The sequence below is a fragment of the Embleya scabrispora genome (genome assembly GCF_002024165.1).
GTDB lineage: Bacteria > Actinomycetota > Actinomycetes > Streptomycetales > Streptomycetaceae > Embleya > Embleya scabrispora_A.
Genome location: NZ_MWQN01000001.1, coordinates 4731272 through 4758269 on the forward strand (window position 1 = coordinate 4731272; position 26998 = coordinate 4758269).

The 26998-nt window shown below is 71.5% G+C and carries 21 protein-coding genes and 1 pseudogene; 12 read left to right on the forward strand and 10 right to left on the reverse strand.

Going from position 1 to position 26998, the window contains the following annotated elements; translation table 11 throughout:
* Positions 1-42 precede the first annotated feature (42 nt).
* A pseudogene (locus B4N89_RS53035) lies at positions 43-954 on the reverse strand (M23 family metallopeptidase); the annotation flags it as partial.
* Here B4N89_RS53035 and rpsB point away from each other — a divergent pair.
* The 6 genes from rpsB to rlmN all read left to right on the forward strand — a co-directional run bounded on the left by rpsB (position 953) and on the right by rlmN (position 6887).
* Positions 953-1891, forward strand: a complete 939-nt coding sequence (rpsB, locus tag B4N89_RS21100) for a 30S ribosomal protein S2 (protein WP_078977398.1) — start codon at positions 953-955, stop codon at positions 1889-1891. The pseudogene B4N89_RS53035 and the gene rpsB overlap by 2 nt on opposite strands.
* A 203-nt stretch (positions 1892-2094) precedes the next feature.
* On the forward strand, positions 2095-2928 hold the full coding sequence (gene tsf / locus B4N89_RS21105; RefSeq protein WP_078977399.1) for a translation elongation factor Ts: 834 nt from the start codon (positions 2095-2097) through the stop codon (positions 2926-2928).
* An 80-nt stretch (positions 2929-3008) separates the two neighbouring features.
* Positions 3009-3818 carry a UMP kinase gene (gene pyrH, locus B4N89_RS21110; protein WP_078977400.1) on the forward strand — a complete coding sequence of 270 codons (810 nt, stop codon included), beginning with the start codon at positions 3009-3011 and terminating at the stop codon, positions 3816-3818.
* A gap of 32 nt (positions 3819-3850) precedes the next feature.
* Positions 3851-4408, forward strand: coding sequence for a ribosome recycling factor (frr, locus tag B4N89_RS21115; protein ID WP_078977401.1), 558 nt, complete (start codon positions 3851-3853; stop codon positions 4406-4408).
* Entirely contained in the window at positions 4408-5682 is a 1275-nt protein-coding gene (locus B4N89_RS21120) for a phosphatidate cytidylyltransferase (RefSeq protein ID WP_078977402.1), read from the forward strand. Before frr ends, B4N89_RS21120 begins: the two co-directional genes overlap by 1 nt.
* A 98-nt stretch (positions 5683-5780) precedes the next feature.
* Positions 5781-6887: a 23S rRNA (adenine(2503)-C(2))-methyltransferase RlmN gene (gene rlmN / locus B4N89_RS21125; RefSeq protein ID WP_078977403.1), complete on the forward strand. Its 1107-nt coding sequence runs from the start codon at positions 5781-5783 to the stop codon at positions 6885-6887.
* Positions 6888-7277: 390 nt separating this feature from the next.
* Here the strand turns inward: rlmN and B4N89_RS21130 are convergent, their stop codons facing one another.
* Both B4N89_RS21130 and B4N89_RS21135 read right to left on the reverse strand, forming a co-directional pair.
* Positions 7278-8588, reverse strand: a complete 1311-nt coding sequence (locus B4N89_RS21130; RefSeq protein ID WP_078977404.1) for a hypothetical protein — start codon at positions 8586-8588, stop codon at positions 7278-7280.
* A gap of 4 nt (positions 8589-8592) precedes the next feature.
* Entirely contained in the window at positions 8593-9342 is a 750-nt protein-coding gene (locus B4N89_RS21135; protein ID WP_078977405.1) for an ABC transporter ATP-binding protein, read from the reverse strand.
* Positions 9343-9522: 180 nt separating this feature from the next.
* Here B4N89_RS21135 and B4N89_RS21140 point away from each other — a divergent pair, with 180 nt between their 5' ends.
* Positions 9523-10329, forward strand: coding sequence for a tyrosine-protein phosphatase (locus tag B4N89_RS21140; protein WP_078977406.1), 807 nt, complete (start codon positions 9523-9525; stop codon positions 10327-10329).
* A gap of 10 nt (positions 10330-10339) precedes the next feature.
* Here B4N89_RS21140 and B4N89_RS21145 read toward each other — a convergent pair whose 3' ends face one another.
* The 4 genes from B4N89_RS21145 to B4N89_RS21160 form a co-directional block, all read right to left on the reverse strand.
* Positions 10340-11719, reverse strand: coding sequence for an NAD(P)/FAD-dependent oxidoreductase (locus tag B4N89_RS21145; RefSeq protein WP_078979505.1), 1380 nt, complete (start codon positions 11717-11719; stop codon positions 10340-10342).
* Positions 11716-12372 (reverse strand): pyridoxamine 5'-phosphate oxidase family protein, encoded by a 657-nt coding sequence (locus tag B4N89_RS21150; protein WP_078977407.1) that lies wholly within the window; start codon positions 12370-12372, stop codon positions 11716-11718. Before B4N89_RS21150 ends, B4N89_RS21145 begins: the two co-directional genes overlap by 4 nt.
* A 210-nt stretch (positions 12373-12582) precedes the next feature.
* A complete protein-coding gene (locus tag B4N89_RS21155; RefSeq protein WP_078979506.1) occupies positions 12583-13968 on the reverse strand; it encodes an aspartate aminotransferase family protein in 1386 nt (461 codons plus the stop codon).
* Positions 13965-14456: an Lrp/AsnC family transcriptional regulator gene (locus tag B4N89_RS21160; RefSeq protein WP_078977408.1), complete on the reverse strand. Its 492-nt coding sequence runs from the start codon at positions 14454-14456 to the stop codon at positions 13965-13967. The genes B4N89_RS21155 and B4N89_RS21160 overlap by 4 nt, the downstream gene beginning before the upstream one ends.
* Before the next feature lie 186 nt (positions 14457-14642).
* Between B4N89_RS21160 and B4N89_RS21165 the strand changes: the two genes are divergently transcribed.
* A complete protein-coding gene (locus B4N89_RS21165; RefSeq protein WP_078977409.1) occupies positions 14643-16073 on the forward strand; it encodes a gamma-aminobutyraldehyde dehydrogenase in 1431 nt (476 codons plus the stop codon).
* A gap of 192 nt (positions 16074-16265) precedes the next feature.
* The gene (locus B4N89_RS21170; protein WP_078977410.1) at positions 16266-17483 is read left to right on the forward strand and encodes a polyamine ABC transporter substrate-binding protein; all 1218 of its coding nucleotides are present in this window, start codon (positions 16266-16268) and stop codon (positions 17481-17483) included.
* Positions 17484-17556: 73 nt separating this feature from the next.
* On the opposite strand, the gene B4N89_RS21175 is transcribed toward B4N89_RS21170, so the two are convergent.
* Positions 17557-18756: a cation:proton antiporter gene (locus tag B4N89_RS21175; protein ID WP_078977411.1), complete on the reverse strand. Its 1200-nt coding sequence runs from the start codon at positions 18754-18756 to the stop codon at positions 17557-17559.
* A 117-nt stretch (positions 18757-18873) separates the two neighbouring features.
* Here B4N89_RS21175 and B4N89_RS21180 point away from each other — a divergent pair, with 117 nt between their 5' ends.
* The gene (locus B4N89_RS21180) at positions 18874-20103 is read left to right on the forward strand and encodes a geranylgeranyl reductase family protein (RefSeq protein WP_078977412.1); all 1230 of its coding nucleotides are present in this window, start codon (positions 18874-18876) and stop codon (positions 20101-20103) included.
* 153 nt (positions 20104-20256) lie between these two features.
* Here B4N89_RS21180 and B4N89_RS50760 read toward each other — a convergent pair whose 3' ends face one another.
* Positions 20257-21393, reverse strand: a complete 1137-nt coding sequence (locus B4N89_RS50760) for a hypothetical protein (RefSeq protein WP_078977413.1) — start codon at positions 21391-21393, stop codon at positions 20257-20259.
* 215 nt (positions 21394-21608) lie between these two features.
* On the opposite strand from B4N89_RS50760, the gene B4N89_RS21190 reads away from it, so the two are divergent.
* Positions 21609-23516, forward strand: coding sequence for a serine/threonine-protein kinase (locus B4N89_RS21190; RefSeq protein ID WP_078977414.1), 1908 nt, complete (start codon positions 21609-21611; stop codon positions 23514-23516).
* Between the two features lie 7 nt (positions 23517-23523).
* On the opposite strand, the gene B4N89_RS21195 is transcribed toward B4N89_RS21190, so the two are convergent.
* Positions 23524-25137, reverse strand: coding sequence for a PucR family transcriptional regulator (locus tag B4N89_RS21195; RefSeq protein WP_078977415.1), 1614 nt, complete (start codon positions 25135-25137; stop codon positions 23524-23526).
* A gap of 360 nt (positions 25138-25497) precedes the next feature.
* Here B4N89_RS21195 and B4N89_RS21200 point away from each other — a divergent pair, with 360 nt between their 5' ends.
* On the forward strand, positions 25498-26994 hold the full coding sequence (locus tag B4N89_RS21200) for a gamma-aminobutyraldehyde dehydrogenase (protein WP_201260995.1): 1497 nt from the start codon (positions 25498-25500) through the stop codon (positions 26992-26994).
* Positions 26995-26998 lie beyond the last annotated feature (4 nt).

The following is a 26998-nucleotide window of genomic DNA, read 5'->3' on the forward strand; positions in this document are numbered from 1 at the left end:
CGAGAGCGGGTCGTGATACGCGGGCACCAGCAACCCCCAGTGCAGACACGGCACCGGCAGATGGAACGGCCCCGGCGCCAGCACCCCGATCGGTTCACCCGCCGCGACCACCCGGCCCGCCGCCACCGACGCGAGCACCGGCTCGTAGGTGGTGCGCACGTCGCCGTGCCGCACGGTGATCACCCCGCGCCCGGCCACCGCGCCGGCGAACACCACCACCCCCGCGCCCGCCGCGCGCACCGACTGGCCCACCGTCGCGGCCAGATCCACCCCACGATGCCCGGCCAGCCACGCCGCAGCCGGCGGCTCGAACCCGCGCAGCACCACCGGCCGCGGATCCAGCGGCCACACCCAGCGCCGCGCCTCCGGCGCGGCCCGCGCCGCCCCCGACGCGAGCGGCACCGGGGAGGCGAGGGGCGATGCGACCGTCGACACCACGGCGGTGAGCAACAGCAGACCCATCACGGCGGGTCCGCGACCCGCCCTCGATTCGTTCATGCGCCCACACTCACCGCCCGCGCCGGACGCGTGCGCCGATCCGCGCCGGCCTGTGGACAAACAGCCGTCCGATGCGCGTAGACAACTCTTTCGTCCACAAGCGGTCGCCGATCGCCGAAGTGCGATACGCCACGAAAAGCCGGCATACAAGCCGACGAGGCGGTGGAAAAGGGTGGCCGGAAGGCGAGTCGCCCGGCCGCGTACCGGTCCCGTACACTTCCCGGAGCGGCCCGGCCTTCCGGGTCGACTTCGCGCGCCCACCTTCGAGCCGCCGACGTCCCGCATGGCGAGACGCCAGTGAGCGGGACTCGATGGGGACACCTCTCGGTCCGGGAATCCGCAAGGACCTCGGCGTGGTGTCGCGGGCGTCAGGCGTGACGGCGACCCGTCGTCACGACACAACCGAGAGTCCCGGGCTCGATCGCCGGGACGAGAGTCCAAGGAGCGTACGGCCATGGCCGTCGTCACGATGCGGGAGCTGCTGGAAAGCGGCGTCCACTTCGGTCACCAGACCCGCCGCTGGAACCCGAAGATGAAGCGCTTCATCTTCACGGAGCGCAACGGCATCTACATCATCGACCTGCTCCAGTCGCTGTCGTACATCGACCGCGCCTACGAGTTCGTCAAGGAGACCGTCGCCCACGGCGGCACGATCCTGTTCGTCGGCACCAAGAAGCAGGCGCAGGAGGCGATCGCCGAGCAGGCGACGCGCGTGGGCATGCCCTACGTCAACCAGCGCTGGCTCGGCGGCATGCTGACCAACTTCTCGACCGTCTACAAGCGCCTCCAGCGCCTGAAGGAGCTCGAGCAGCTGGACTTCGACGACGTGGCCGGCTCGGGCATGACGAAGAAGGAACTGCTCGTCCTCAAGCGCGAGAAGGACAAGCTGGCGAAGACCCTCGGCGGCATCCGCGACATGCAGCGCGTGCCCTCGGCCGTGTGGATCGTGGACACCAAGAAGGAGCACATCGGCGTCGGCGAGGCCCGGAAGCTGCACATCCCGGTCGTCGCGATCCTCGACACCAACTGTGACCCCGACGAGGTCGACTACAAGATCCCGGGCAACGACGACGCGATCCGCTCGGTCACGCTGCTCACCCGCGTGATCGCCGACGCCGTCGCCGACGGTCTCATGTCGCGTGCCGGTGGCGCCGCCGCCGACACCAAGGCCACCGCCGGCGAGCCCCTCGCCGACTGGGAGCGCGAGCTCCTCGAGGCGGGCAAGAAGGACGAGGCCGCTCCGGCCGAGGCCGCCCCCGCCGCCGAAGAGGTCGCCGAGTCCGGCTCGGTCACCGAGGCCGACGTCGAGGCCGAGGCCACCGAGGCCGCTCCGGCCGCCGAGGCCGCCCCGGCCACCGAGGCGCCCGCCGCCGAGGCCGACCCGCAGGCCTGACCCTGGAACGAGGGGTACGACGGCCCGGCCGGCGTACCCCTCGCCCTGTGCCGGGACCCGATCACGGCGCGTACGCATCCCGTACGTCCCCGTATGTGTCGGAATACCGCACGGACCCTTGACCTTCATCGGGTGGGGCGACACCCTCACCCCCAGTCGCTCGGGCAACCGGGCCGCTGACCGAGAGACGAGAGAATCAGGACATGGCGAACTTCTCCGCCGCGGACGTGAAGAAGCTCCGTGAGCTCACCGCCGCGGGCATGATGGACTGCAAGAAGGCCCTCGAAGAGGCCGAAGGCGACGTCGACAAGGCGGTCGAGATCCTTCGCGTCAAGGGCCAGAAGGGCGTCACCAAGCGCGAGGGTCGCTCGGCGTCCAACGGCGCGGTCGTCGCGCTGCTCGACGGCAACGCCTCCGGCGTCCTGGTCGAGCTCAAGTGCGAGACCGACTTCGTGGCCAAGAGCCCGAAGTTCATCGAGGCCGCCAACGCGATCGCCGCGCACGTCGCCAAGACCTCGCCCGCCGACATCGCCGCGCTGCTCGCGAGCGAGATCGAGGCCGGCAAGAGCGTCCAGCAGTTCGTGGACGACGCGAACGTCACGCTCGGCGAGAAGATCGTGCTCGACCGCTTCGCGCAGTACGCCGACGGCTTCGTCGCCGCGTACCTGCACAAGACCAGCCCCGACCTGCCCGCGCAGATCGGCGTGCTGATCGAGCTGGACGGCGCCAACGCCGAGGTGGCCAAGGACGTCGCGCAGCACATCGCCGCGTTCTCGCCCACCGTGCTCGCCCGCGAGGACGTGCCGGCCGAGACGGTCGCGACCGAGCGTCGGGTGGCCGAGGCCACCGCGCGCGAGGAGGGCAAGCCCGAGGCCGCCCTGTCCAAGATCGTCGAGGGTCGGGTGACCGGCTACTTCAAGGACAACGTGCTGCTCGACCAGGCGTTCGCCAAGGACAGCAAGAAGTCCGTGGGCAAGGTCCTGGACGAGGCCGGCGTCAAGGTCAAGCGCTTCACCCGCTTCAAGGTCGGCGTCTGATCGCCACTTGCGGCACCGCTTCGGCCGGGAAGTGAACACGGCCGGGGCATGTAGTAGGCATGAACGCAGTGAAAAGCAGTATGGCGAGGAGGCCGCAAGGCGTGGAGGGAACCGTGCAGGAAACCGAAACGAAGGCGGCCTCCTCGTCGTCCGCCGAGGGCGACGAGCCGAACCCCTACGCGCGCCGGGTGCTGCTCAAGCTCTCCGGTGAGGCGTTCGCGGGCGGCGGGGCCCTCGGCGTCGACCCCGACACCGTGCAGACCATCGCGCTCCAGATCGCCGACGTGGTCCGTCGCGGCACCCAGGTCGCCATCGTGATCGGTGGCGGCAACTTCTTCCGCGGCGCCGAGTTGCAGATCCGCGGCATGGACCGGGCCCGCTCGGACTACATGGGCATGCTCGGCACCGTGATGAACTGCCTGGCGCTCCAGGACTTCCTGGAGAAGCAGGGCATCGACACCCGCGTGCAGACCGCCATCACGATGGGCCAGGTCGCCGAGCCGTACATCCCGCGCCGCGCCGTGCGACACCTGGAGAAGGGCCGCGTGGTCATCTTCGGCGCGGGCATGGGCATGCCCTACTTCTCCACCGACACCACGGCCGCCCAGCGCGCGCTCGAGATCGACGCGGTCGCGCTGCTCATGGCCAAGGGCGTCGACGGCGTATACGACTGCGACCCGAAGTCCAACCCGGACGCGGTCATGTTCGATCGTCTGGATCACGCCGAGGTGCTCGCCCGCGGGCTCAAGGTCGCGGACGCCACCGCGATCAGCCTGTGCATGGACAACGAACTGCCGATCGTCGTCTTCAACCTGCTCGTCGAGGGCAACATCGCCCGCGCCGTGCGGGGTGAGAAGATCGGCACCCTGGTCAGCCGTACCGACGGCTGATCGACGGCGACAGGACCGGGACAGGAGCCGACATGATCGACGAGATTCTCCTCGAGGCCGAGGAAAAGATGGAGAAGGCCGTCGCGGTCGCCAAGGACGACTTCGCGGCGATCCGCACGGGCCGGGCCACCCCGGCCATGTTCAACAAGATCCTCGTGGACTACTACGGCTCGCCGACCCCGGTGAACCAGCTCGCGTCGTTCACCACCCCCGAGCCGCGGATGGTCCTGGTGACCCCGTTCGACGGCGGTTCGAGGAACGCGATCGTCAAGGCGATCCGCGACTCCGACCTCGGGGTCAACCCGACCGACGACGGCAAGGTCATCCGGGTCGTCTTCCCGCAGCTCACCGAGGAACGCCGCAAGGAGTTCATCAAGGTGGCGCGGAGCAAGGGCGAGGACGCGAAGATCTCGCTGCGGTCGATCCGCCGCAAGGCCAAGGACACGCTCGACAAGCTGGTCAAGGACGGCGAGTCCGGCGAGGACGAGGTGCGTCGCGCCGAGAAGGAACTCGACGACACGACCCACAAGTACGTCGCGCAGATCGACGAGTTGCTCAAGCACAAGGAAGCCGAGCTGCTCGAAGTCTGATGAACGACTCGACCTGGGGCGGTACGCCGCCGGCCGATCCGCCCGCGGGAGCGCACCCCGATCTGCCGCCCGGCCACGACCCGTACGGGTCGTACGGCGCGTGGCCGGAGCAGGTCCCGGACGCGCCGACGGGTTACGACGCGGCCCCCTACGATGCGATCCGGCCCGGCAGGCCGGACGGCCACGGCGACGGTGCCACTCGTGCGCAGCAGCACTTTCCCGCCGGCGTCGGGGTACGGACACAGGATGACCACACGCAGGTGCTCTCACCGATCGCGGGTCACGACCCGGACGACGGATCGCAAGCCGACGCGGGCGAGCCGTTTCACGAGGAGCCCATTCGACGGGACCCGGCGCACGCCGAGGCACCACGCGAGGGCCGTGTGGTGACCGGGGACCAACCCGCGAAACCGGTCGGCAAGGCCGGACGCAACCTGCCCCAGGCGATCGGCGTCGGCCTCGCCCTCGGCGGGGTGATCGTGGCCTCGCTGCTCACCGTCCAGGTGTTGTTCGTGGGCGTCGTGCTGCTCGCGGTCCTGGTCGGACTGTGGGAGCTGGCGGGCGCCTTCGGCCGGGCCGAGGCGGTCGCCGACGCGGCCGGGCGGACCGCGCAGGGCGCCACCGTCGGGCGCGGGATCCGGATCCCGGTGATCCCGCTCGCGGTCGGCTCGGCGGCGATGTTGATCGCCGCCTACGCGCGCGGTGCGCAGGGGTTGGCCGTGGCGACCGCGCTGACCGCCGTGGCGGTGATGATCTGGCGGATGACCGAGGGCCCCGAGGACTTCCTGCGGGACATGACGGCGGGTGTGTTCACCGTCTTCTACCTGCCGTTCCTGGCCGGCTTCGCGGTGCTCATGCTGGGCGACGACGACGGCGCGAAGCGGGTGCTGACCTTCATCGTGCTGGTGGTGTGCGCCGACACCGGCGCCTACGCGGCCGGGGTGATCTCCGGGGGCCGACACAAGATGGCGCCCACGATCAGTCCGGGCAAGAGCTGGGAGGGCTTCGCCGGCGGCGTGGTGCTGGCCGCCGCCGCGGGCGCGCTGTGCGTGATGTCCATGCTGGACGGCGCGTGGTGGCAGGGCGCCGTGGTGGGCGTCGCGGCCGCGGCCGTGTCCGCGCTCGGCGACCTCGCCGAATCGATGATCAAGCGCGACCTCAAGGTCAAGGACATGGGCAGCCTGCTGCCCGGTCACGGCGGCGTGATGGACCGCCTCGACTCGCTGCTCGCCGCCGCCCCGGTGGTGTGGCTGCTGCTCGCCGTATTCGTATGACCCGGACCTGATCCGGCAGCACCTCGGACCAGGCCACGCAGACGCACGGAGCGGGGTCGATCCGGCCCCGCCCGTACACCTGCGACACTGGACGAGCCATGCCCAAACCAGGAGAACTCACCTTCACCGCGCCGCCGCGTCGTTCGAAGCCGCCGCGCCACCTTGCCGACCTCACCCTCGCCGAGCGCCGCGAGGCGGTGGCCGAGCTGGGCGAGAAGCCGTTTCGCGCGGCCCAACTGTCCAAGCACTACTTCGGCCACCTCTCGGACGACCCGGAGCAGTGGACCGACATGCCCGCCGCGACCCGGGCCAGGCTCGCCGAGGCGCTGCTGCCCTCGCTGATGACCTCCGTACGGGACATCTCCTGCGACGACGGGGCCACCCGGAAGTCGTTGTGGAAGCTCTTCGACGGCACCCTCGTCGAGGCCGTCCTGATGCGCTACCCCGACCGGGTCACGATGTGCGTGTCCTCGCAGGCGGGCTGCGGGATGAACTGCCCGTTCTGCGCCACCGGCCAGGCGGGCCTGACCCGCAACCTGTCCACCGGCGAGATCGTCGAGCAGGTGCTCGCCGGCGCCCGGTCGCTCGCGCGCGGCGAGGTGCCCGGCGGTCCGGGACGGGTCAGCAACATCGTCTTCATGGGGATGGGCGAGCCGCTGGCCAACTACAAGGCCGTGGTCGGCGCGGTGCGCCGGCTCGTCGACCCGAGCCCCGAGGGCCTGGGCATCTCCGCCCGCTCGGTGACCATGTCCACGGTCGGCCTGGTCCCCGCGATGTACAAGCTCGCCGAGGAGCGGATCCCGGTCACCCTCGCGCTGTCCCTGCACGCGCCGGACGACGAGCTGCGCAACACGCTCGTCCCGGTCAACACCCGCTGGGACGTGCGCGAGGTGCTGGACGCCGCCTGGCACTACGAGGGCGTCACCGGTCGCCGGGTCTCCGTCGAGTACGCGCTGATCAAGGACATCAACGACCACGGCTGGCGGGCCGACCTGCTCGGGCGTCGGCTGAAGAACCACAACGCGCACGTCAACCTGATCCCGCTCAACCCGACCCCGGGGTCGAAGTGGACCGCCTCCACGGCCGAGCGCCAGGAGGAGTTCGTCCGGCTGTTGACCAAGCACGGCGTGCCGGTCACCGTCCGGGACACCCGAGGCCGCGACATCGACGGCGCGTGCGGACAGCTCGCCGCCGCCGAGGTCTGATTCCGCGGCGTGATCGGCGGGCGGCCCACGCCGGCCCGCCGATCCACGGGGACACAGTCGGCAAGCGGGACAATCGGTGCAGGTCACGGGTGCGCGGCGCGGCGATATAGAACGGGTAACGAATCCTTATCGGATTCTTAGGCCGCACAGGGCAGACTGATCTCAGTGCCAAGCCGTCGGATCCTTTGATCCCCCCGTTCGAATGATCCGGCGGTGGCACGCCCAAGCCGCCGGTCGAAGGGACACGATCCGGCGCACGGCTCGGGGTCGCGTGGCCCCCGAGACGAGAAGCACTTCGAGCCCGTCGCGGAAGGGGACGCCGCGCCGGGCTCGGAGTGTTTTCCCATGTCCGAGTGTTTTTCGGGCTGGACGTCTTCCCATGTCCGGGGTTCAGGCCCGGCGCCGCCGCCGCGGTCGTTCGTCCCGCAGGATCACCGCCGCCGCCGCGATCAGCGCGGCCGCCGGCAGGCCGACCGCCCAGACCGTGCCGAGCAGCGCGGCGTGGGTGGAAACCGTCGGGAACGGATTCGCGCCCTCGTGTGCGGGCCAGGCCGCCAGTGCGCCGACCGTGATCGCCGTCGGCACGCAGACCAGGACCGGGACGGCGAGGGCGACCAGGGCCGCGCGGCGATCCGTCGGGGTGGCCGCGCCGATCGTGTGCAGGGTTCGCGAGGTCTCCCGGCGGGCCGGGCCGTACTCGATCACCACCGCGAACAACATCGCCGCCGCACACAGCGAGACCGTGGCCACCGTCAGGAACAGTGGTGCGTCGGCCATCCGGACCGGCGTGCGCTCGCCCGCGAGCCGGCCGGTGGTGACCACCGCCAGCGCGATCGTGGTCAGTCCGAGCGGCAGCGCCAAGCCGTGCGCGCCGGCCTCCATCCGCCGGGCCGCGCACAACGTCCAGACCCGACCGGCCCGGGAGGCCCAGCCGCCGCCGATCCAGGCCACCAACCACGGCACGGTCAGCGCGGCCCCGATCAGCACCGCGGCGTATCCCGCCACCGCCGCCGGCAGCGCGCCGTGCGGCAACTGCTCGGGGCGCGCCGGGTCGGCGATCAGGTACTGCGCGAGCAGCCCGGCGAGCACCAGGAGCGGTCCGACGTACGGCGCCACCCGCGGCGACGACCGGGGCGACGGGCCCCGCACCGCGCTCGCCGCGGCGATCGCCGCGATCGTGGGCACCACCACGAGCAGCGCCACCAGGCCCGGCCAGTGCACCTCGGCGCCCACCACGAGCAGTCGGCGAACCGCGGGCGGGACCGAATCCCGCACCGAGCGCAGCAGCAGGTGTGCCTGCATCCCGGCAATCGTGCCGACCAGGGCCGTGATCGCCGCCTCCGTCGCGACCGCCCCCCGCCCCCTCGCGTGCCCTGCCCCATGTCCCGCGGCCGGCGGGCCCTCGGCGATCGCGGCCCGAGCGTGCCGGGCGCGGTCGGCCCGGTCGTGCCGGTGCAGGATCGCGAGCCGGGTGCCGACCGCGGTCAGCACCGCCACGGCGGCCAGCACCGGCAGCGCCGCGAGCAGCGGACCGGTCGGCGCCGGTGCCGCGCGCCCGCTCGGGCGCGCCCAGGCCAGCAGGCAGAGCAGCACGATCGTGGCACTGCCCGCCAGCGCCGCGCCGGCCAGTACCCGCACCGCGTCGACCCGGGACGCGCCGTGCCACGCGTCGCGCAAGAACCGTGCGCCGGTTCCGGACATCGCCCTACCACCCCTCCGCGCGCGGATCGAGACGGCCCTCGCGCAGGATCAGACCGTGGTCCGCGTGCGCCGCCACCCGCCGATCGGCGGTGGCCAGCACGAGGGTGATCCCGTGCGAGCGCACGGCGGAGACCAGGATCCGCATCAGATGGTCGAGTTCGACGCCGGCCAGGCCGTGCGCCGGCTCGTCCGCGAAGACCACCGCCGGTCGGGTGACCAGCGCGCGGGCGACCGCCGCCCGACGCAGCAGCGCCGGCCCCAGGCCCGGCGGCCGGGACTCGGCGTACTCCGTGACGTCGAGCCGGTCCATCCAGTGCCGGGCGATCGCGAACGCCTCGGTGCGGCGCATACGATCCAGCAGCAGCGGCAGGGCGACGTTCTCCGCGACGGTCAACTCCGGCAGCAGCCGGGTGCGGCCGTCGACCAGGCCGAAGTACCTGCGCCGCAGCGCGGTACGGCCCTTCTCGTCGAGCACGTGCACCGGACCGCTGTTGAACCAGACCTCGCCGGCGTCGGGGGCGAGCACGCCGGACAGGCACGCGAGGAGCGCCGACTTGCCGGCGCCGTCGGGCCCGGTGATCGCGAACGTCTCGTCGGCGCGGACCGCGGCCGAGACGTCGCGCAGCAGCGTGCGCGGCCCCTGGGTGAGGGTCAGTCCGCGAGCGCGCAGCACGTCGTTGTCGGGCGGCGCGGTCGGCGCGTCGGCGACGGCGCGCCGGTCGGCGGGTCTGGTCGCGCGGGACGACAGGGACATGGCACACCTCCCGCAGAGTTACGTTCGTAGCCGCCCGTTCTCCTCCAACGAGCGTCGCGGCACGTGGTTTCGGCACGGACGACAAACCCCCTCGGTCGGGGAGCCCTGTCGGCGGCGGGAGTTCGCACACATCATGATGAGGCGAACAGGTGTCTCGAACGCGTTCCGAACGGGGTGCACATGAACCGCCGACTCGATCTTCCAGATCTGCTCAATGCCCGCGACGTCGGCGACCTACCGCTGATCGGTGGCGGTGTCACTCGAACGGGGGTACTGATGCGGTCCGAGACCCCGGACCTGCTCACCCCCGAGGGGGTCGACCGATTGATCCATACCTATCGCGTACGGCACGTGCTCGATCTGCGTTCGGACCACGAGGGGTTGCCCCTGACCGAGTGGGCGGGCGTGGTCCGACACCGGCTGCCGCTGCTGGGTCGACGCTCGGCGCTGGCCGCCGACCGGGCCGCGATCGGTGACGTGTCGGCCGGGCAGACCCAGGGCCTGGAATTGGACGACGACATCGACCTGGGCAGCGTGGACGAGTTCGGGGCCGGGCTGCTCTACATGCGGATGGCCGAGCGCGGCCGCGAGTCGTACGTACGCTCGCTGGAGATCCTGGCCGGCGACGGCGGGGTGCCGGCGCTGGTGCACTGCACCGCCGGCAAGGATCGGACCGGGATCCTGGTCGCCCTGCTCCTGTCGGTCGCCGGGGTCGAGCGCGAGGCGATCATCGCCGACTACACCGAGACCGAGACGCATCTCGTGGAGATGTTCGAACGTATCGACCGATTGCCGCGTCAGCCCCGGATCGACCCGTCGCATCCGGTCGCGCCCGCGATGCGCGGTGCGGCGCGGGCGTCCATCGACACCTTCCTGCGGGTGCTGGAGGAGCGGCACGGCTCGGCGGCGGAGTTCCTGCTCAAGGCGGGTGCGGCGCCGGACCACCTGGAGTCCTGGCGCCGCACCATCCGAGGGGGAACGGGGTGACCGGCCGGTCTCAGTGACCCAGGAAGCGGCCGAACGCGTGCGCCAGGCGTGATTCGCGCCCGGTGCGCCGCTCCTCGACGTCGGCGCCCGCCATCACCCGCAGGCCCACGTTGGTGCCGATCCAGCGCAGCGGCTCCGGCTCCCACCGGGGCGAGCGGTGTCGGACCCAGGGCAGCCGGGTCAGGTCGGTGTACTCGTCGCGGATCAGGTCGGCCAGGGTGCGGCCGGCGAGGTTGGCGGTGCCCACGCCGTCGCCGACGTAGCCGCCGGCCCAGGCCAGTTTGCGGGCGCGGTCCAGGCCGCAGCTCGCGTACCAGTCGCGGGCCACGCCCAGCGGGCCGCCCCAGGTGTGGGTGATCCGCGCGTCGGCGACGGCCGGGAACAACTCGGTGATCACCCGGCGCAGTTCGGCGAAGACCTTCTCGTCGCGGTCGAACTCGGGCCGTACCTTCGAGCCGAAGTGGTACGGCGCGCCGCGTCCGCCGAAGGCGAGGCGGTCGTCGGCGGTGCGCTGGCCGTAGATGATCAGGTGCCGCATGTCGCTGAAGCTCTCCCGGCGGGCCAGGCCCACCTCGTCCCAGAAGGCCTTCGGCAGCGGCTCGGTGGCGATCATCAGCGAGTAGACCGGCGCGAGGTCGCGGTGGAAGCCGGCCAGTTCGGGGGTGTAGCCCTCGGTGGCGCGGACCACCACGTCGGCGCGGACCCGGCCGTGCGGGGTGACGGCGACGCCGTCCTCGATCGAGAGCACGGGTGTTTGCTCGTGGACGCGCACGCCGAGGCCGGCCACCGTCTCGGCCAGGCCGCGGGCCAGCTTGGCGGGGTGGAGCACCGCGCAGTGCGGGGTGTAGGTGCCGCCGAGCACGTCGGTGGCGCCGACCATCGCGCGCGCCTCGGCGGCGTCGAGCAGTCGGGCGTCGGACGTGTCGAAGCCCCACGCGTGTTCCGCGGCGACCGCCTCGCGCGCGCGGGAAAGCTGTACCGGGGTGCGGGCCAGCACGACCGTGCCGCCCTTGTCGAAGTCGCAGTCGATGCCCTCGGCGGCGACCACCCGGCCGACTTCGTCGACGGTCGCGTTCATGGCCCGCTGCTGGGCGATGGCGCGTTCCCGGGTGCTGTCGCGGGCCACCTTGGCGATGGACGCGGGGAACAGCGCCGAGCACCAGCCGCCGTTGCGGCCGGACGCGCCGAAGCCGGCGACCTCGCGCTCCAGCACCACGATCCGCAGCGAGGGGTCGGCCCGGGCCAGGTAGTACGCCGTCCACAGGCCGGTGTAGCCGGCGCCGACGATCGCCACGTCGACGTCCAGGTCGCCCGCGAGCGCGGGGCGTGCGGTGACGTCCGCGCCGAGGGTGTCGAACCACAGGGACACGTCGCGGTAGTCGGCGGTCATCGGGTCCACGTCCCTACATAGTTCGGCGCGGGGAGGTCGAAGCGCAGGTCGGGGGCGGGCACCGGGGTGCCGAAGTGCTCGGTGATCGGGACCGTGCCGGCCCAGATCGGGGCGTCGAGGTCGGCCTCGTCGTCGTCCGGCGGCCCGGCCGAGATCTTCACCGAGGCCTCGTCGAGGGACAGCGCCAGGACGAGCGTCGCGGCCAGTTCCTTGGTCGTGTGCGGACGCAGGTCGCCGCGGCGGCCGGGGAGCAGCCGGTCGGTGAGCAGGTCCAGGGCGGCGGTCTTCTCGGCGTCCGGGAGCACCGTGCACGAGCCGAGCACCATCGCGCTGCGGTAGTTCATCGACGACTCGAAGGCGGATCGGGCCAGCACCAGGCCGTCGAGCAGGGTCACGGTCAGGCAGGTCGGCGCGCCCGCGGCCAGGCCGCGGAAGAGTCGGCTGCCGGTCGAGCCGTGGATCAACACCCGCTCGCCGTCCCGGGCGTAGGCGACGGGCAGGACGAACGGCTGTCCGTCCGCGCCGGTGATGGCGAGGTGGCCGACCAGGCCGGCGTCCAGCACGGCGTGCAGCGCGGCCCGGTCCTCGACGGCGTGATCGGGCAGGCGGCGTATGCGGGTTCGGGGGGTGGAGCCGGGGACGGGGTGACTCATCGGGCCTCTTCGGGGATGTCGGTGGTGCCGATGGTGCCGGTGGTACGCGGTGTTTCGGGGTATCCCGGGGTATTTCGGGGATTCGGCGCCGGATATGAGTCTGCCGCCGTCGCGCACGGGTGTGTGCGCGACGGCGGCAGACTCACTGAGGGTTGGTCGAAATGCCGGTGTGTCCACCGTCGATTCGGATGTCGAGTCGACGGCGGCGTTCTACAGCTTGGTCCAGGCCTCGGTCAGCACTCCGCGCAGGATCTGCTCGATCTCGTCGAACACGCCCTGGTCCGCGACCAGCGGCGGGGAGAGCTGGATGACCGGGTCGCCGCGGTCGTCGGCGCGGCAGTACAGGCCGTTGTCGTAGAGCGCGGTGGACAGGAAGCCGCGGAGCAGGCGCTCGGCCTCGTCCTCGTTGAACGTCTCCTTGGTGCCCTTGTCCTTGACCATCTCGATGCCGTAGAAGTACCCGTTGCCGCGCACGTCGCCGACGATCGGCAGGTCCTGGAGCTTTTGCAGGGTGGCCAGGAACTTGGACTCGTTGTCCAGCACGTGCTGGTTCAGGCCCTCGCGCTCGAAGATGTCGAGGTTGGCCAGCGCCACGGCGGAGGACACCGGGTGCCCGCCGAAGGTGTAGCCGTGCATGAAGACGTTGTCGCTGCCGTTGTAGAACGGCTCGGCGAGGCGGTCCGAGACGATCATCGCGCCGATCGGGGAGTAGCCCGAGGTCATGCCCTTGGCGCAGGTGATGATGTCCGGCACGTAGTCGAACTTGTCGCACGCGAACATGGTGCCGAGTCGGCCGAACGCGCAGATGACCTCGTCCGAGACGAGCAGCACGTCGTACTGGTCGCAGATCTCGCGCACACGCTGGAAGTAGCCGGGCGGCGGCGGGAAGCAGCCACCGGCGTTCTGCACCGGCTCCAGGAAGACCGCGGCGACGGTGTCGGCGCCCTCGTTGAGGATCGCCACCTCGATCTGGTCGGCGGCCCAGCGGCCGAACGCCTCGGGCGAGTCGTCGGCGAGGAACTCCGGCTTGCGGTACTGGTTGGTGTTGGGCACCCGGAAGGTGCTCGGCACCAGCGGCTCGTACGGCGCCTTGTAGTCGGGCAGGCCGGTGATCGACAGCGCGCCCTGCGGGGTGCCGTGGTAGGCGATGGCCCGCGAGATGACCTTGTGCTTGGTCGGCTTGCCGGTCAGCTTGAAGTAGTGCTTGGCCAGCTTCCACGCGGACTCGACGGCCTCGCCGCCGCCGGTGGTGAAGAAGACCTTGTTCAGATCGCCCGGGGCGTAGTTCGCCAGGCGCTCGGCCAGCTCGATGGCCTTGGGGTGGGCGTAGCTCCACACCGGGAAGAAGGCCAGCTGCTCGGCCTGCTTGCGGGCGACCTCGGCCAGCTCGGTGCGGCCGTGCCCGGCCTGTACCACGAACAGGCCGGCGAGGCCGTCGATGTACTTGCGACCGTTGGTGTCCCAGATGTAGCTGCCTTCACCGCGCACGATGGTCGGCACGGGAGCGTTCTCGTACGACGACATGCGGGTGAAGTGCATCCACAGGTGGTCGTAGGCGCTCTTGGAGAGGGCCGCGTTGTCGTACTGCTGTGTCATCGAGTACCCCACTGGTAGGTCTGCTTCCGGAGCTTCAGGTAGACGAAGCTCTCGGTGCTCCGTACGCCCGGAATCGCTCGGATCCTCTTGTTGATGATGTCGAGCAGGTGGTCGTCGTTCTCGCATACGAGTTCCACGATGAGGTCGAACGAACCCGCCGTGATGACGACGTAGTCCACTTCCTTCATCGTGGCCAGTATGTCCGCTACGGGCTCGATGTCTCCTTCGACCCGAACCCCGACCATGGCCTGGCGATGGAAGCCGACGGTCAGCGGATCGGTCACCGCGACGATCTGCATCACGCCCTGGTCGAGCAGGCGCTGTACGCGTTGGCGCACGGCGGCCTCCGAGAGACCGACGGCCTTGCCGATCGCGGCGTACGAGCGGCGTCCGTCCTCTTGGAGCTGCTCGATGATCGCCTTCGACACGGCGTCGGCCGGCGCACTCGGGTTTCTGTCTCGACCGGCCACGTGGTCACTCTGCCTCATCAGATGGGCCTTTCGCAAGGGAATCCGTTGACTTTGCTCAACAGGACAACTGATTCAGTTGTTGGTGTGTGTTGGGGATGCGGATACCGACAGCAATCCGGTTAGGCTGGGATCGCGGCCCAGGTCGGGAATCGACCCCCTCGCCGTCCTGCCGGCGCCGCCCCGTTTTCGAAGGAGACTTGGGACATGAGCGACCTGCGTACTCTGCGCAACTACATCGACGGCACGTTCACCGACGCCGCGGACGGCGGCACGCTCGACATCGTCGACCCCGCCACCGGCGAGGTCTACGCGACGTCCCCGCTGTCTCGCGAGCGGGACGTCGACGCGGCGATGCGCGCGGCGGCCACGGCGTTCGAGAGCTGGAGCGAGACCACGCCCGCCGAGCGCCAGCTCGCCCTGCTCAAGATCGCCGACGCGGTCGAGAAGCGCGCCGACGAGTTGATCGACGCCGAGTGTCGCAACACCGGCAAGCCCCGGGCGCTGACCGCGTCCGAGGAGATCCCGCCGATGGTGGACCAGATCCGCTTCTTCGCGGGCGCGGCGCGCATGCTCGAGGGCAAGTCGGCCGGCGAGTACATGGCGGGGCACACCTCCATGGTGCGGCGGGAGCCGGTCGGTGTCTGCGCCCAGGTGGCGCCGTGGAACTACCCGATGATGATGGCGGTGTGGAAGTTCGCGCCGGCCATCGCCGCGGGCAACACCGTGGTGCTCAAGCCGTCCGACACCACGCCGGCGTCCACCGTGCTGCTCGCCGAGATCATCGGTGAGATCCTGCCCGCCGGCGTGTTCAACGTGATCTGCGGCGACCGCGACACCGGCCGCATGATGGTCGAGCACAAGACCCCGGCGATGGCCTCGATCACCGGCTCGGTACGCGCCGGCATGTCGGTCGCGGAGAGTGCGTCCAAGGACCTCAAGCGGGTGCACCTCGAACTCGGCGGCAAGGCGCCCGTCGTGGTCTTCGAGGACGCCGACATCGCCAACGCGGCCGAGGGCATCGCCGGGGCCGGCTTCTTCAACGCCGGCCAGGACTGCACCGCCGCCACCCGGGTGCTCGTGCACTCCTCGATCCGTGACGAGTTCGTCGCCGCGCTGGCCGCGGCCGCCAACGACCTCTCCACCGGCCCGCAGGACGACGCGTACTACGGTCCGGTCAACAACGTGAACCAACTCGCGCAGGTCAGCGGCTTCATCGAGCGCCTGCCCGCGCACGCGAAGGTGGAGACCGGCGGGCACCAGGTCGGCGACAAGGGCTACTTCTACGCGCCGACGGTGGTCTCCGGGCTGAAGCAGGACGACGAGATCATCCAGAACGAGGTCTTCGGCCCGGTGATCACCGTCCAGGCGTTCGAGGACGAGGCCGAGGCGCTGGCCAACGCCAACGGCGTGCAGTACGCGCTCGCCTCCTCGGTGTGGACCAAGGACCACGGCCGGGCGATGCGGATGGCCAAGCGGCTCGACTTCGGCTGCGTGTGGATCAACACGCACATCCCGCTGGTCGCCGAGATGCCGCACGGCGGCTTCAAGCACTCCGGTTACGGCAAGGACCTCTCCGGCTACGGCTTCGAGGACTACACCCGGATCAAGCACGTGATGACCAACTACGACGCCTGATCCGCCGCGCCGCGCGAGCGGCACCCCGCGACACCCGCACGCACCCTGTCAACTCCGCTCCGCGAGGGTTGACAGGGTGCGTGTTGCCGTCCGGGGCGGCACCCGGCCACGATGCGGTGGGCCGTCCGTACGCCCGGCGCGTGCCCGCGCCCGGGGAGCAGGCCCCCGTTCCGTACCGCCAAGGAGTCGCCGATGATCCGCGCCCGCTCTCGCGCCCAGTCCCCGCTGCGGATTGCCGGGCACCGGGTGGACCGGCGGATGTTCCTGCGCGGCACCGGAGCGGCCGCGGCCGTCGGCGCGCTGGCCGCGTGCGGCGTGCCCTCGGCGTATGTCGAGGAGTCCAAGCGCGGCGGAACGGACCGGTCGGACAGGGAGAAGGTGGTCCGCTTCTCCAACTGGGCGCTGTACATCGACGTCGACGACGAGGACGAGCAGCGCCGGCCCACGCTCGAAGCATTCACCGACAAGACCGGGATCAAGGTCCGGTACTCGGAGGAGATCAACGACAACGACGAGTTCTTCGGCAAGATCCACCCGGCCATCCAGGCGGGCAAGGAGCCGGGGCGCGACGCCATCGTCATCTCCGACTGGATGTGCACCCGCTTCGTCCGGCTCGGCTGGGTGCAGAAGCTGAACAAGGCCAACCTGCCGCAGGTGGGCGCCAACCTCGCCGAATCGTTGCGCAGTCCCGGCTACGACCCGAAGCGCGAGTACACCGTGCCGTGGCAGAGCGGGATGACCGGCATCGCGTACAACAAGAAGCTGGTGGACCGCGAGATCCGGTCGGTGAACGACCTGTGGCGGCCCGAACTCAAGGGCCGGGTCACCGTGTTCGCGGGCTTCATGGAGGCGGTCGCGCTGCTGATGCTCGGTGAGGGCTCGGACATCCGCACCTTCACCGACGCCGACGTGGACAAGGTGATGGAGCGCATGCAGAAGCTGGTGGACAAGGACCACATCCGCAGCTTCACCGGCAACGACTACACCTCGGGCCTGGCCAGTGGCGACATCCTGGCCTGCCAGGCGTATTCCGGCGACGTGGGCCAGCTCAAGCTGGACAACCCCGACATCGAGTTCGTGGTGCCCGAGGAGGGTGCCGAGCTGTGGTCGGAGAACCTGATGGTGCCGAACAAGGCCGCGCACAAGACCAACGCCGAGAAGCTGATGGACTTCTACTACGACCCCGAGATCGCCGCGGAGCTGGCGAACTACGTGGCGTACGTGTGTCCGGTGCCGGCCGCGCAGCAGGTGCTGGCCGAGTCGTCGGACGAGGAGATGCGCGCGTCGGCGACCAACCCGCTGATCTTCCCGGACGCGGAGATGACCGCGAAGCTGCACGGGATGCGGGAGACCACCGAGGACGAGGAACGGCGCTGGGAGAAGGCGTGGGGGAAGATCATCGGCCTGTGAGCCGGCGGCCGGTGCCTCGCGGGCGGCCGGTGCCCGTCGGGCGGTCCTCGGTCCTCGGGTCCGGGTGGCGCGGTCAGCGCTCCGCCATCGCAGGGTCGGCGGTCCGCGCCCTGCGGTAGGCGCGCAGCCCGAGCAGCGGGAAGACCAGCACCGAGACCATGCCGGCGCCGACCATCGCGGCCGCGGTGCCCGCCCGCAACTCGCCCTCCGCCACGCCGATCCCGGTGATCACCACGATCAGCGGCAGGCCGGCCGACGCGATTAGGGCCAGGCCCAGGCGTACCGCGGCCGGGGAACCGCGCTCCACGACATAGGTCGGCACGCCCCGGACCAGCAGGAACAGCGCCAGGAACAGCGGGAGCAGGGCCACCGTGCCAAGGTCCGCGAACAGCGCCCGCCCGTCGAAGCGCACGCCGCTGATCACGAAGAACACCGGGATGAACATCCCGAAGCCGATCGCGTCCAGCTTGGCCGCCACCGTCTCCCGCGACTCGGCCGGCATGTCCGACAGCAGCAGCCGGATGATCAGACCGGCCGCGAACGCGCCGAGCAGCGCGTCGAGGCCGAGTTCGTCCGCCGCCCAGACCAGCGCCGCCAGGACCAACACGGCCATTCGGACGGCGAGTTGGCCGCTGGAGTGCAGGGTGGCCCGAACCACCCGGTCGAGTGCCGAGGGCAGCGGTCGGCGCGCGAACGCCAGTATCACCAGCGTCACCGCGGCGAAACAGGCCAGCGCGACCGCCGAGGCATCCGCGTTGCGTCCGCTCAGCAGCAGCGAGACCGCGACGATCGGACCGAACTCGCCGAGGGTGCCGATCGCCATCACCCGCGCGCCGAACCGGGTGGGCAGCGCCCCCGTGTCGCGCAGGATCGGCAACAGCGTGCCGAGCGCGGTGGTGGTCAGGGCCAGGCCGACCACCAGGCGCGACATGGTCGAGCCGGACCACACCAGGAGCAGCCCGACCGCCAGGCCGACCGCCAGGGACACCACCCAACCCAGCGTGGCCAGGCGCAACGGCCGACCGTTGAGCCGGGACGGGTCGATCTCGAAGCCGGCCAGGAACATCAGGAAGGCCAGCCCGAAGTTGGCGGCGAAGGTGAGCACGGTCGTCTCGTGCACCCGGTCCAGGACGGACGGTCCGACCAGTACGCCGAGCAGGAGTTCGAGCACGACGGTGGGTACCGGGATCCGTCGCCCGAGCAGATCGGCGGCTGGCGGCGCGACGAAGGCCAGGGCCAGGACGATCAGGAACGGCGCGCTGTCGTGGGACACCGGCGGAGCATAAGGTGCATTCGCCGGCGATTCGGGCCGACGCGCGGGTGGGGTCGCGCATGCGGGTGGGAGCCGCCCGGACGGACGCACCGCGTGGTGGCACTAGGGTCGATTTCCATGACCAGCATCTCCCCAGAGGCCACCGCCGTGCCCGCCGTCGCAACGCCCGCCGACCCCGCCGACGATCCCGGTGATCCCTCGGGTTGGGACGTCGTGGTGATCGGCGCGGGCCCCGCCGGCGCGTCGGCGGCGCTGGCCGCGGCACGCGCGGGACGCCGCGTGCTGGTCCTCGACCGGGCCGAGCTCCCGCGCTACAAGACGTGCGGCGGCGGCATCATCGGCCCGTCCAAGAACGCCCTCCCGCCGGGCTTCGAGCCGCCGGTGGAAGACCTGGTGCGCGAGGTCGAGTTCACCCTGCGCGGACGCCGCCGCCGGGTCCGCTCGGCTCGGACCACGCTGATCGGACTGGTCGACCGGGCCCGCTTCGACGAGGCGCTGACCCGGGCGGCGGTGGCCGCGGGCGCGGTGCTGCGCGAGGGCACGGCGGTCTCCCGGATCGTCGAGCGGGACGGTCTGGTGGAGTTGACCCTCGCGGGCGGCGAGACGGTGCGTGCGCGCGCGGTGGTGGGCGCGGACGGCAGCGCGGGGCGCAGCTCGGCCTATGTCGGGGTCACCTTCGAGCAGGTGGATCTGGGCCTGGAGGCGGAGATTCCGGTGCCGCCGGAGGTCGCCGCGCACTGGCGCGGGCGGATCCTGCTCGACTGGGGCCCGCTGCCGGGCTCGTACGGGTGGGTGTTCCCCAAGGGCGACACGCTGACCGTCGGGGTGATCTGCGCGCGCGGCGAGGGTGAGGCCACCCGTGCCTACCTGCGCGACTTCATCGGCCGGCTGGGTCTGGCCGGGTTCCGGCCGGCGGTGGAGTCGGGCCATCTGACCCGGTGCCGCAAGGAGAGCGCGCCGCTGTCGCGCGGCCGGGTGCTGGTCGCCGGGGACGCGGCCGGGCTGCTCGAACCCTGGACGCGCGAGGGCATCTCGTACGCGCTGCGCTCGGGCCGGCTGGCGGGGGAGCGGGCCGCCCAGGCGGCCGGGGTCGAGACCGTGGCCGAGGTGGACAAGATCGGCGCGGACTACCACGCGGACGTGGACGCGGTGCTCGGTCGCGAGATGCGCGCCGGGCGGATCCTGCTCGACGTCTTCGAGCGGCACCCGGCGATGTTGCACCACGCGGTGACCACGCTGCCGCAGGGCTGGCGGGTGTTCCGCAAGGTGGTCCAGGGGCGCACCACGTTCGCCGACCTGCTGGAGCGGCCCGCCGCCCGGCGGGTGTTGGCGCTGACCGGGCACTGATTCGAGCGCCTGCCGCTCGTCGATCGGTGGGGTGTACCGGGCACGGCCCCGGGTCCGCGGTGCGCGGGCCCGGGGCCGTTTTCGTGGGGCGTGTGCGGCCGGCCCGGGTGCTGCGGCGGTGCGGTGTCGCGGTGGGCCGGGTCGGGCTTCCGGTCAGTCCTGCTCCTGCTCCGGCTCCTCGTCCTCGGCGGAGTGGATCCGGCGCAGCCGCGCGCCCTGGAACAGCGCGTTGCCGACGAGCAGCAGGCCGACCGCGCCGCCCGCGAGCGACAGGGTGTCGTCGTCGGGTCCGGTCTTGGGCAGGGTGCTCGGCGGTGTGCGGTCGGTGTCGCCGGGAGTGGTGCCGTCCGTGGCTCCGCCGGTGTTCGTGCCGGCGGTGCTGCCACCGCCGGTGCTCCCGCCACCGGTGGAACCACCGCTCGTGCCGCCGCCCGACGTGCCTGCGCCGGTGCTGCCGCCGGAGGTCCCGCCCGGGAAGCTCGGCAGGGGTGTGTCGACGGTGTAGCCGATGAACGACGGGTCGTTGTTGTCGGCCCGACCGACCAGGGTCAGCGGTCCGGCCCGCCCCAGGATCACCGAGGTGTCCGCGGCGCCCTCGGGTACCACCAGGACGCAGAACGTGGAGAGGTCGGTCTCCGGCGCGAGCGGGAGCCGTACCTCCGCGCGGGCCGCGCGCGGCGACCCGGCCACGGCGGGCGGGTATTCCACCGAGGCCGACCAGCGCTTGGTCTCGTGCGGCCGGAGCGAACCGGGCGAGCACTTGAAGCTGGTCGCCCAGGCCGGGCCCGGATCCCGCAGCGCGGGCGCGGCCGAGCAGCCGGCCACCGAGGTGATCCGCAACCGCCCCGTGCTGTAGGCGTAGACGTCCCGGGCGGGCTGCGCCTTGTCGGTGTCATTGGTGACGGTGAACCAGATCGTGCCCCGGCCCCGGGCGTCGAAGGTGATCTGGAGGGCGGTCGCCACCTCGATCCGCGTGGTCGGCGGTGCCGTGGTCGACGGCCGAGGGGACGACGAGGTGGTGCCGGGCCGCCCGGTGGTCGATGGTGGCGTGGTCGGCGGCCGGGTGCTGCTCGGCGGCCGGGTGGTGGTGGGCGGTTCGGTGGTCGGCCGGTGGGTGCCCGGCGGCGACGTCGTGGCCGGCTTCGTGCTCACCGGCGGTTTGGTGGTGACCGGCGGCCTGGTGCCCTCGCCCGTCGGGGGCCGGGTCAGCGTGTGCCCCCCGCCGCCGGCTCGCGGTACCGACCCGCTCGCGTCGGTATCCGCAACGGCCAGGCCGGCGTTCAGAATCATTCCCATTCCGATCGGAACAGAAATGATCAACGCGGCTCGCCTGACATTTTCTGATCGAAGTTTTCTCCACAGGAACATGCGGTATCCCCCTCCCGCTATGTGTGACGATTCGTTCTACCATGTCCGTCCTAAGCTTTAGGACGGCTTTTGGGGGATAACCCTGGTAAAGCTGAAATGGTCTGATCTTGAAAAGCGGCGAACCTGGGGGAAAGCCGATGTCGGGCGGGCCGGGTGACGGTGGGACGGGCTTCGTGGTCGGAGCCCGCTACGAGCTGGTGAGCGTGCTCGGCAGCGGCGGAATGGGCACCGTGTGGCGGGCCCGCGACCGGCTGCTCGACCGACCCGTGGCGGCGAAGGTGATCAGCACGGGCTGGGGGCGCAACGCGTCGCAGTCCTTTCGCGAGCGGAGTCTGCGCGAGGCCCAGGCGACCGCCCGGATCAACCATCCCAACGTGGTGCGGGTCTACGACTACGTCGAGGACGACGACCGGTTGTGGATCGTGATGGAGCTGCTCGACGCCCGCTCGCTGGACACGATCCTGGCCGAGGACGGGCCGCTCACCCCGCACGCCGCCGCGGCGATGGCGGTACAGATCGCTCGCGCGCTCGGCGTCGTGCACGCACACGGGGTGATCCACCGCGACGTCAAGCCGGGCAACGTCCTGATCGAGCGGGACGGGCACGCGGTGCTCACCGACTTCGGCATCGCCGCCCTGGAGGGCGTGAGCGGACTGACCGGGACCGGCGCGATCCTGGGCTCGCCCGAGTTCATGGCGCCGGAGCGCATCGAGAGCGAACACCCGGGGCCGGCCTCGGATTTGTGGTCGCTGGGCGTCACGCTGTGCGCGGCGGTCACCGGCGCCTCGCCGTTCCGGCGGGCCACCCCGGTGGCCACGATGCACGCGATCGTGATCGCCGAGCCCGAGGTGCCGGAGGAGATCGGGCCGCTGGAGCCACTGGTCCGCGACCTGTTTCGGCGCGATCCGACGCTGCGCCCGAACAGCGCCGAGGTGGAGGCGCGGCTGAGCGCGGTGGTCGCCGCCGAGGGCCGCCGGCGCGCGGGCGATCCGACCCGGCCGATCCGGCCCACCATGCCCGGGCGGGCGTCGGCGTTCGGGGCGGTGGAGGCGGGGGAGCCGGCCGTGACCGACCCACACCCGACCGACCCACACCCGACCGACCCGCCCGCGACGGACCCGTACCGGACGGATCCGTTCGGCGGTGATCCCGATTCGACCGACCCGGACGCGACGCTGGTGCCCTCCCCGCACCGGCAACCGCCGCTGCGCGACCTGCTGCCCACCGCGCGGCCCGCCCCCGACGACGCCGGATCGTTCGAGCCGCTGCCCCGGGTGCCCGCCGCGCCGCCGCCCGGGCGCCGACCCGGCGGCCCCGCGGAGGCCGGGGATCCGCCGACCTTCCCGCTGCCCTCCCGCGGCCGGCGCCCGGCCCGCTCGCGCCGTCGGTTGTTGGCGGTCCTGCTCCCGATCGTCACCGTCCTCGTCGCCGGCGCGATCGTGGCGGCGGTGCTGCTCGCCGGCGCCGGCGGCCGGGGCGGCGACACAGCCGGGGCGTCGCCCCGGGCGAACCCGCCGACGGTCACCGGGTCCGGCTCGCGACCGGCCGCCGATCCGCTCGCCGGCCTGGCCGCGTACCCCACCGCGCCCCCGGGAAGCGCGCCGATTCCGATACACCGGGTCGACGAGAGCACTTTCGCCTGGCGGGTCCCGCAGGGCTGGACCCGCAAGGAGCAGAACCAGAGCGTGATCTACACCGACCCCGCCGGCCCGACCGTGTTGACCGGGCGGACCGCCTTCCAGCAGACCAGCGATCTGCTGGAACAGTGGCGCGACGACGAACAGAACGCCGCCCGGGTATTTCGCGACTATCGAAAAGTGACCTTCGAGTCGCGTGCCATTCACGGCCGCAAAGGCGTGGTCTGGGAATACACCTGGACCGAGTCCGGTATTGCCCGGCACGCGATGTTGGCGTCGGTGATCATCGACGGGATCTACGTCGAGGTCGATGTGTTCGGCACCGAGCAGCTGTGGCCGCGCGACGCGGTCCTGCACGCGCTCGCGATGAACGAATTCACCCTCGCCGGTACCCGGCCGGCCGCCTGAGCGGCGCTCAGCGCCGGAGCGCCTCCAGGCCGAGCAGCGCCACGTGCAGCGACAGGCAACTCTCCACCTGGTCCAGGTCCACGCCGAGCACCCGCTCGATCCGGTGCAGCCGCTCGTAGAAGGACGGCCGGGACAGGTGCGCGGCATCGGCGGCGGCGGACTTGTTGCGCCCGTGCTCCAGATAGATCCGCAGCATCGGGACCAACTGGCTGCCCTGCTGCGCGTCGTAGGCCAGCAGCGGCCCGAGTTCGCGCTCGACGTAGGTCTGCAACCGCGCGTCGTCGCGCAGCAGGTGCAGCAGGCCGCGCAGCCGTACGTCGGGCAGCCGGTAGAACGCGGCCTTGCCGCCCTGGTGCAGTGCCGCGTCGGCGACCTGGGTCGCCTCCAGGAGCGAGCGTCGCGCGTCGCGCGCCGCGCCCACCGAGGAGCCCACCGCGACCACGATGTCGTCCGCGAGATCCGGCGCGAGCCGGCGGATCGCGGCCGAGAAGCCCTCCAGCGCACCGTCCTCGGTGTCCTGCGAGGCGAGCGCGACGAGCAGCCCGACGTTGTCGTCGTCGAGCCCGCCGACCAGCGCGGCCAACCGGCGCTCGCGCACCGCGGCGGCGGCGATCTCGGTGAAGTCGCGCAGCCGGGCCTGGGATTCCAGCGCGGCCGGGGTGGTGTTGCGCCGCAGCCGCAACACCACGCCGACCAGACGCCGGCCCTCCAGCGGGATGCCCAGGGCACGGGCGCGCAGGGTCACCTCGGCCACCGTGTACGAGTGGGTCAGGATCCCGGACAGCAGCGTGCGGTGGGTCTGCCGCTCCAGGCTCTCCCGATCGCGCACCACCAGCCGGTTCAGCGCCAGCGTGGAGGCCGCCCGCTCCAGGAGCATGGTCTGCCGCGCGGGCGGCGGGGTGCCGTCGCCGACCAGCACCAGCCGGCCCCAGTCGTGCCCCCGGGCGCCCACCGTGGTCACCAGCCACCCGGTGCGCTCGTCGAAGGCGGTGCGGGTGGACAGCCGCAGCTGCCGGGAGCGGTCCTCCCAGTTCTCCAGCAGCGTCTCGGCCGCCGTGCCCGCCGCGTCGTAGGCCAGCACCTGGTGCGCCAGGTTCTCCAGGATCACCGGCCGCCCGGCCATCCGGGACGCCTGGCGGACCACCTCGGCGGGCTCGGCGCCCTCCACGGCCAGCTCGTTGAACGCCTGGTGCACCGCCTCGGACGCCTGCAACTCGGCCAACTGGGCGTCGATGATCAGCGCGTGCACGGCCTCGGTGATACCGATGAACCGGGTCTCGTTGCGCAGCGTGATCACCGGCAGGCCGACCTGCTCGGCCGCGGCGACCAGCGCGCGCGGCAGTTGTTCGGTGTAGCGCCGGCCCAGTTCGAGCACGAGCCCGGCGGCGTCCACCTCGGCCAGATCGCGGATGTAGCGCTGCAACCCCTCACGCTCCTCCGGGAGCGCGATGCCGGTGGCCATCACCAGCTCGCCGCCCTTGAGCAGGCGGGTCACGTCGGGCAATTCGCTGATGTGCACCCAGCGCACCGGACGGGCCAGGCCCCGCTCGCCCGCCACCACCTGCGGGCGGCCGCGCCGGACGATGTCGAGGGCCAGTACGTCGGAAACGGTGGGGAACATTCGACAACCTCCGCGTGCTGACCACGATCCGACCGCGGGGCGGTTGGTTCCCGAGGGAAAGCCGAAGGGAACCGAGGGATCCTGAGAGAAGGAAACCCGCAAACCGTCAAGCAAGCTGTAAACGGCTCGGCGGGCGGTGCTTCCATGGTGACAGGTCACCCGCGGGTTCGAACTGCCGCCCCGGGGTTCGTCCCGGCGATTTCCGACCTGTAAAGGCCATGGGCCCGTACCTGTCGATGTGCCTGTTGCGGCACCCCGTGTCGAAACGGCATCGTCCTACGCTGACGCGGCTCACGCGCATAACCACCACTCGCGACGCCCGTCGGCTCATCGAAATTCCCTTGGAGGGCTCCCATGCCTATGCAGGACTTCGGCAACGGTCATCAGTACGTCGGGGGACAACTGCGGCAGGGCTCGTCCGGGGAGACGTTCGACGTGGTGAACCCCGCCACCGGCGACACGGTCGAGACGCTCACCCTCGCGGACCCCTCGGACGTGGACGCGGCGGTCGCCGCCGCCAAGGGCGCCTTCCCGCAGTGGTCGGGCGCCACCCCGGGCGAGCGGGCCGGCGTACTGAACAAACTCGCCGCCCTCATCGAGGAGCGGGCCGAGGACTTCGCCCGGGTGGAGAGCGCGCAGGCGGGCAAGCCGATCCGGCTGACCACCGAGTTCGACGTACCGGGCACGATCGACAACACCGCGTTCTTCGCGGGCGCCGCGCGCAACCTGGAGGGCAAGGCGGCCGGGGAGTACGCGGCCGGCTCCACCTCCATGGTGCGCCGCGAGGCGATCGGCGTGGTCGGCTCGATCGCGCCGTGGAACTACCCGCTGCAGATGGCCGCCTGGAAGATCCTCCCGGCGATCGCGGCGGGCAACACCATCGTGCTCAAGCCGGCCGAGATCACTCCCCTCACCTCGCTGATGTTCGCCCGCGCGTGCACCGACGCGGGCATCCCCGACGGTGTGGTCAACGTGGTCACCGGCAAGGGACGCACCGTCGGCGAGTATCTGATGGGCCACGCCGACGTGTCGATGGTCTCCTTCACCGGCTCCACCGGGGTGGGCAAGCGGATCGGCGAGGTGGCCCTGCGCACGGTCAAGCGGCTGCACCTCGAACTGGGCGGGAAGGCCCCGTTCGTGGTCTTCGACGACGCCGACCTCGACGCCGCGATCAACGGCGCGGTCGCCGCGTCCCTGATCAACTCCGGCCAGGACTGCACCGCCGCCACCCGCGCCTATGTCCAGCGCCCGCTCTTCGACGCGTTCGTCGCCGGGGTCGCGGAGCTGTACCAGGGTGTGCGCCTGGGCGACACCACGGACCCCGCGACCGACCTCGGCCCGCTCGTCTCGCGCCGCCAGCAGGAGTCGGTGGCCGGCTTCGTCGAGCGTGCCCGCGGCTACGGCGCCACCATCGTCACCGGCGGCGAGATCCCCGGCGGCGACCTGGCCAAGGGCGCCTTCTACCGGCCGACGCTGGTCACCGGGGTGGCCCAGGACAGCGAGATCGTGCAGGACGAGATCTTCGGCCCGGTGCTGGTGGTGCTGCCGTTCGACAGCGACGACGAGGGCATCCGGCTCGCCAACGACACCCCGTACGGCCTCGCCGCCTCCGCGTGGACCCGTGACATCTTCCGCTCGCTGCGCGCGACCCGGGAGATCCAGGCCGGCTGCGTGTGGGTCAACGACCACATCCCGATCATCAGCGACATGCCGCACGGCGGCTACAAGGCCTCCGGCTTCGGCAAGGACATGTCGCAGTACTCCTTCGACGAGTACACCCAGGTCAAGCACGTCATGTACGACGGCACGGGCATCGCCCGCAAGGACTGGCACCGGACCATCTTCGGAGCTCGGTAGACAC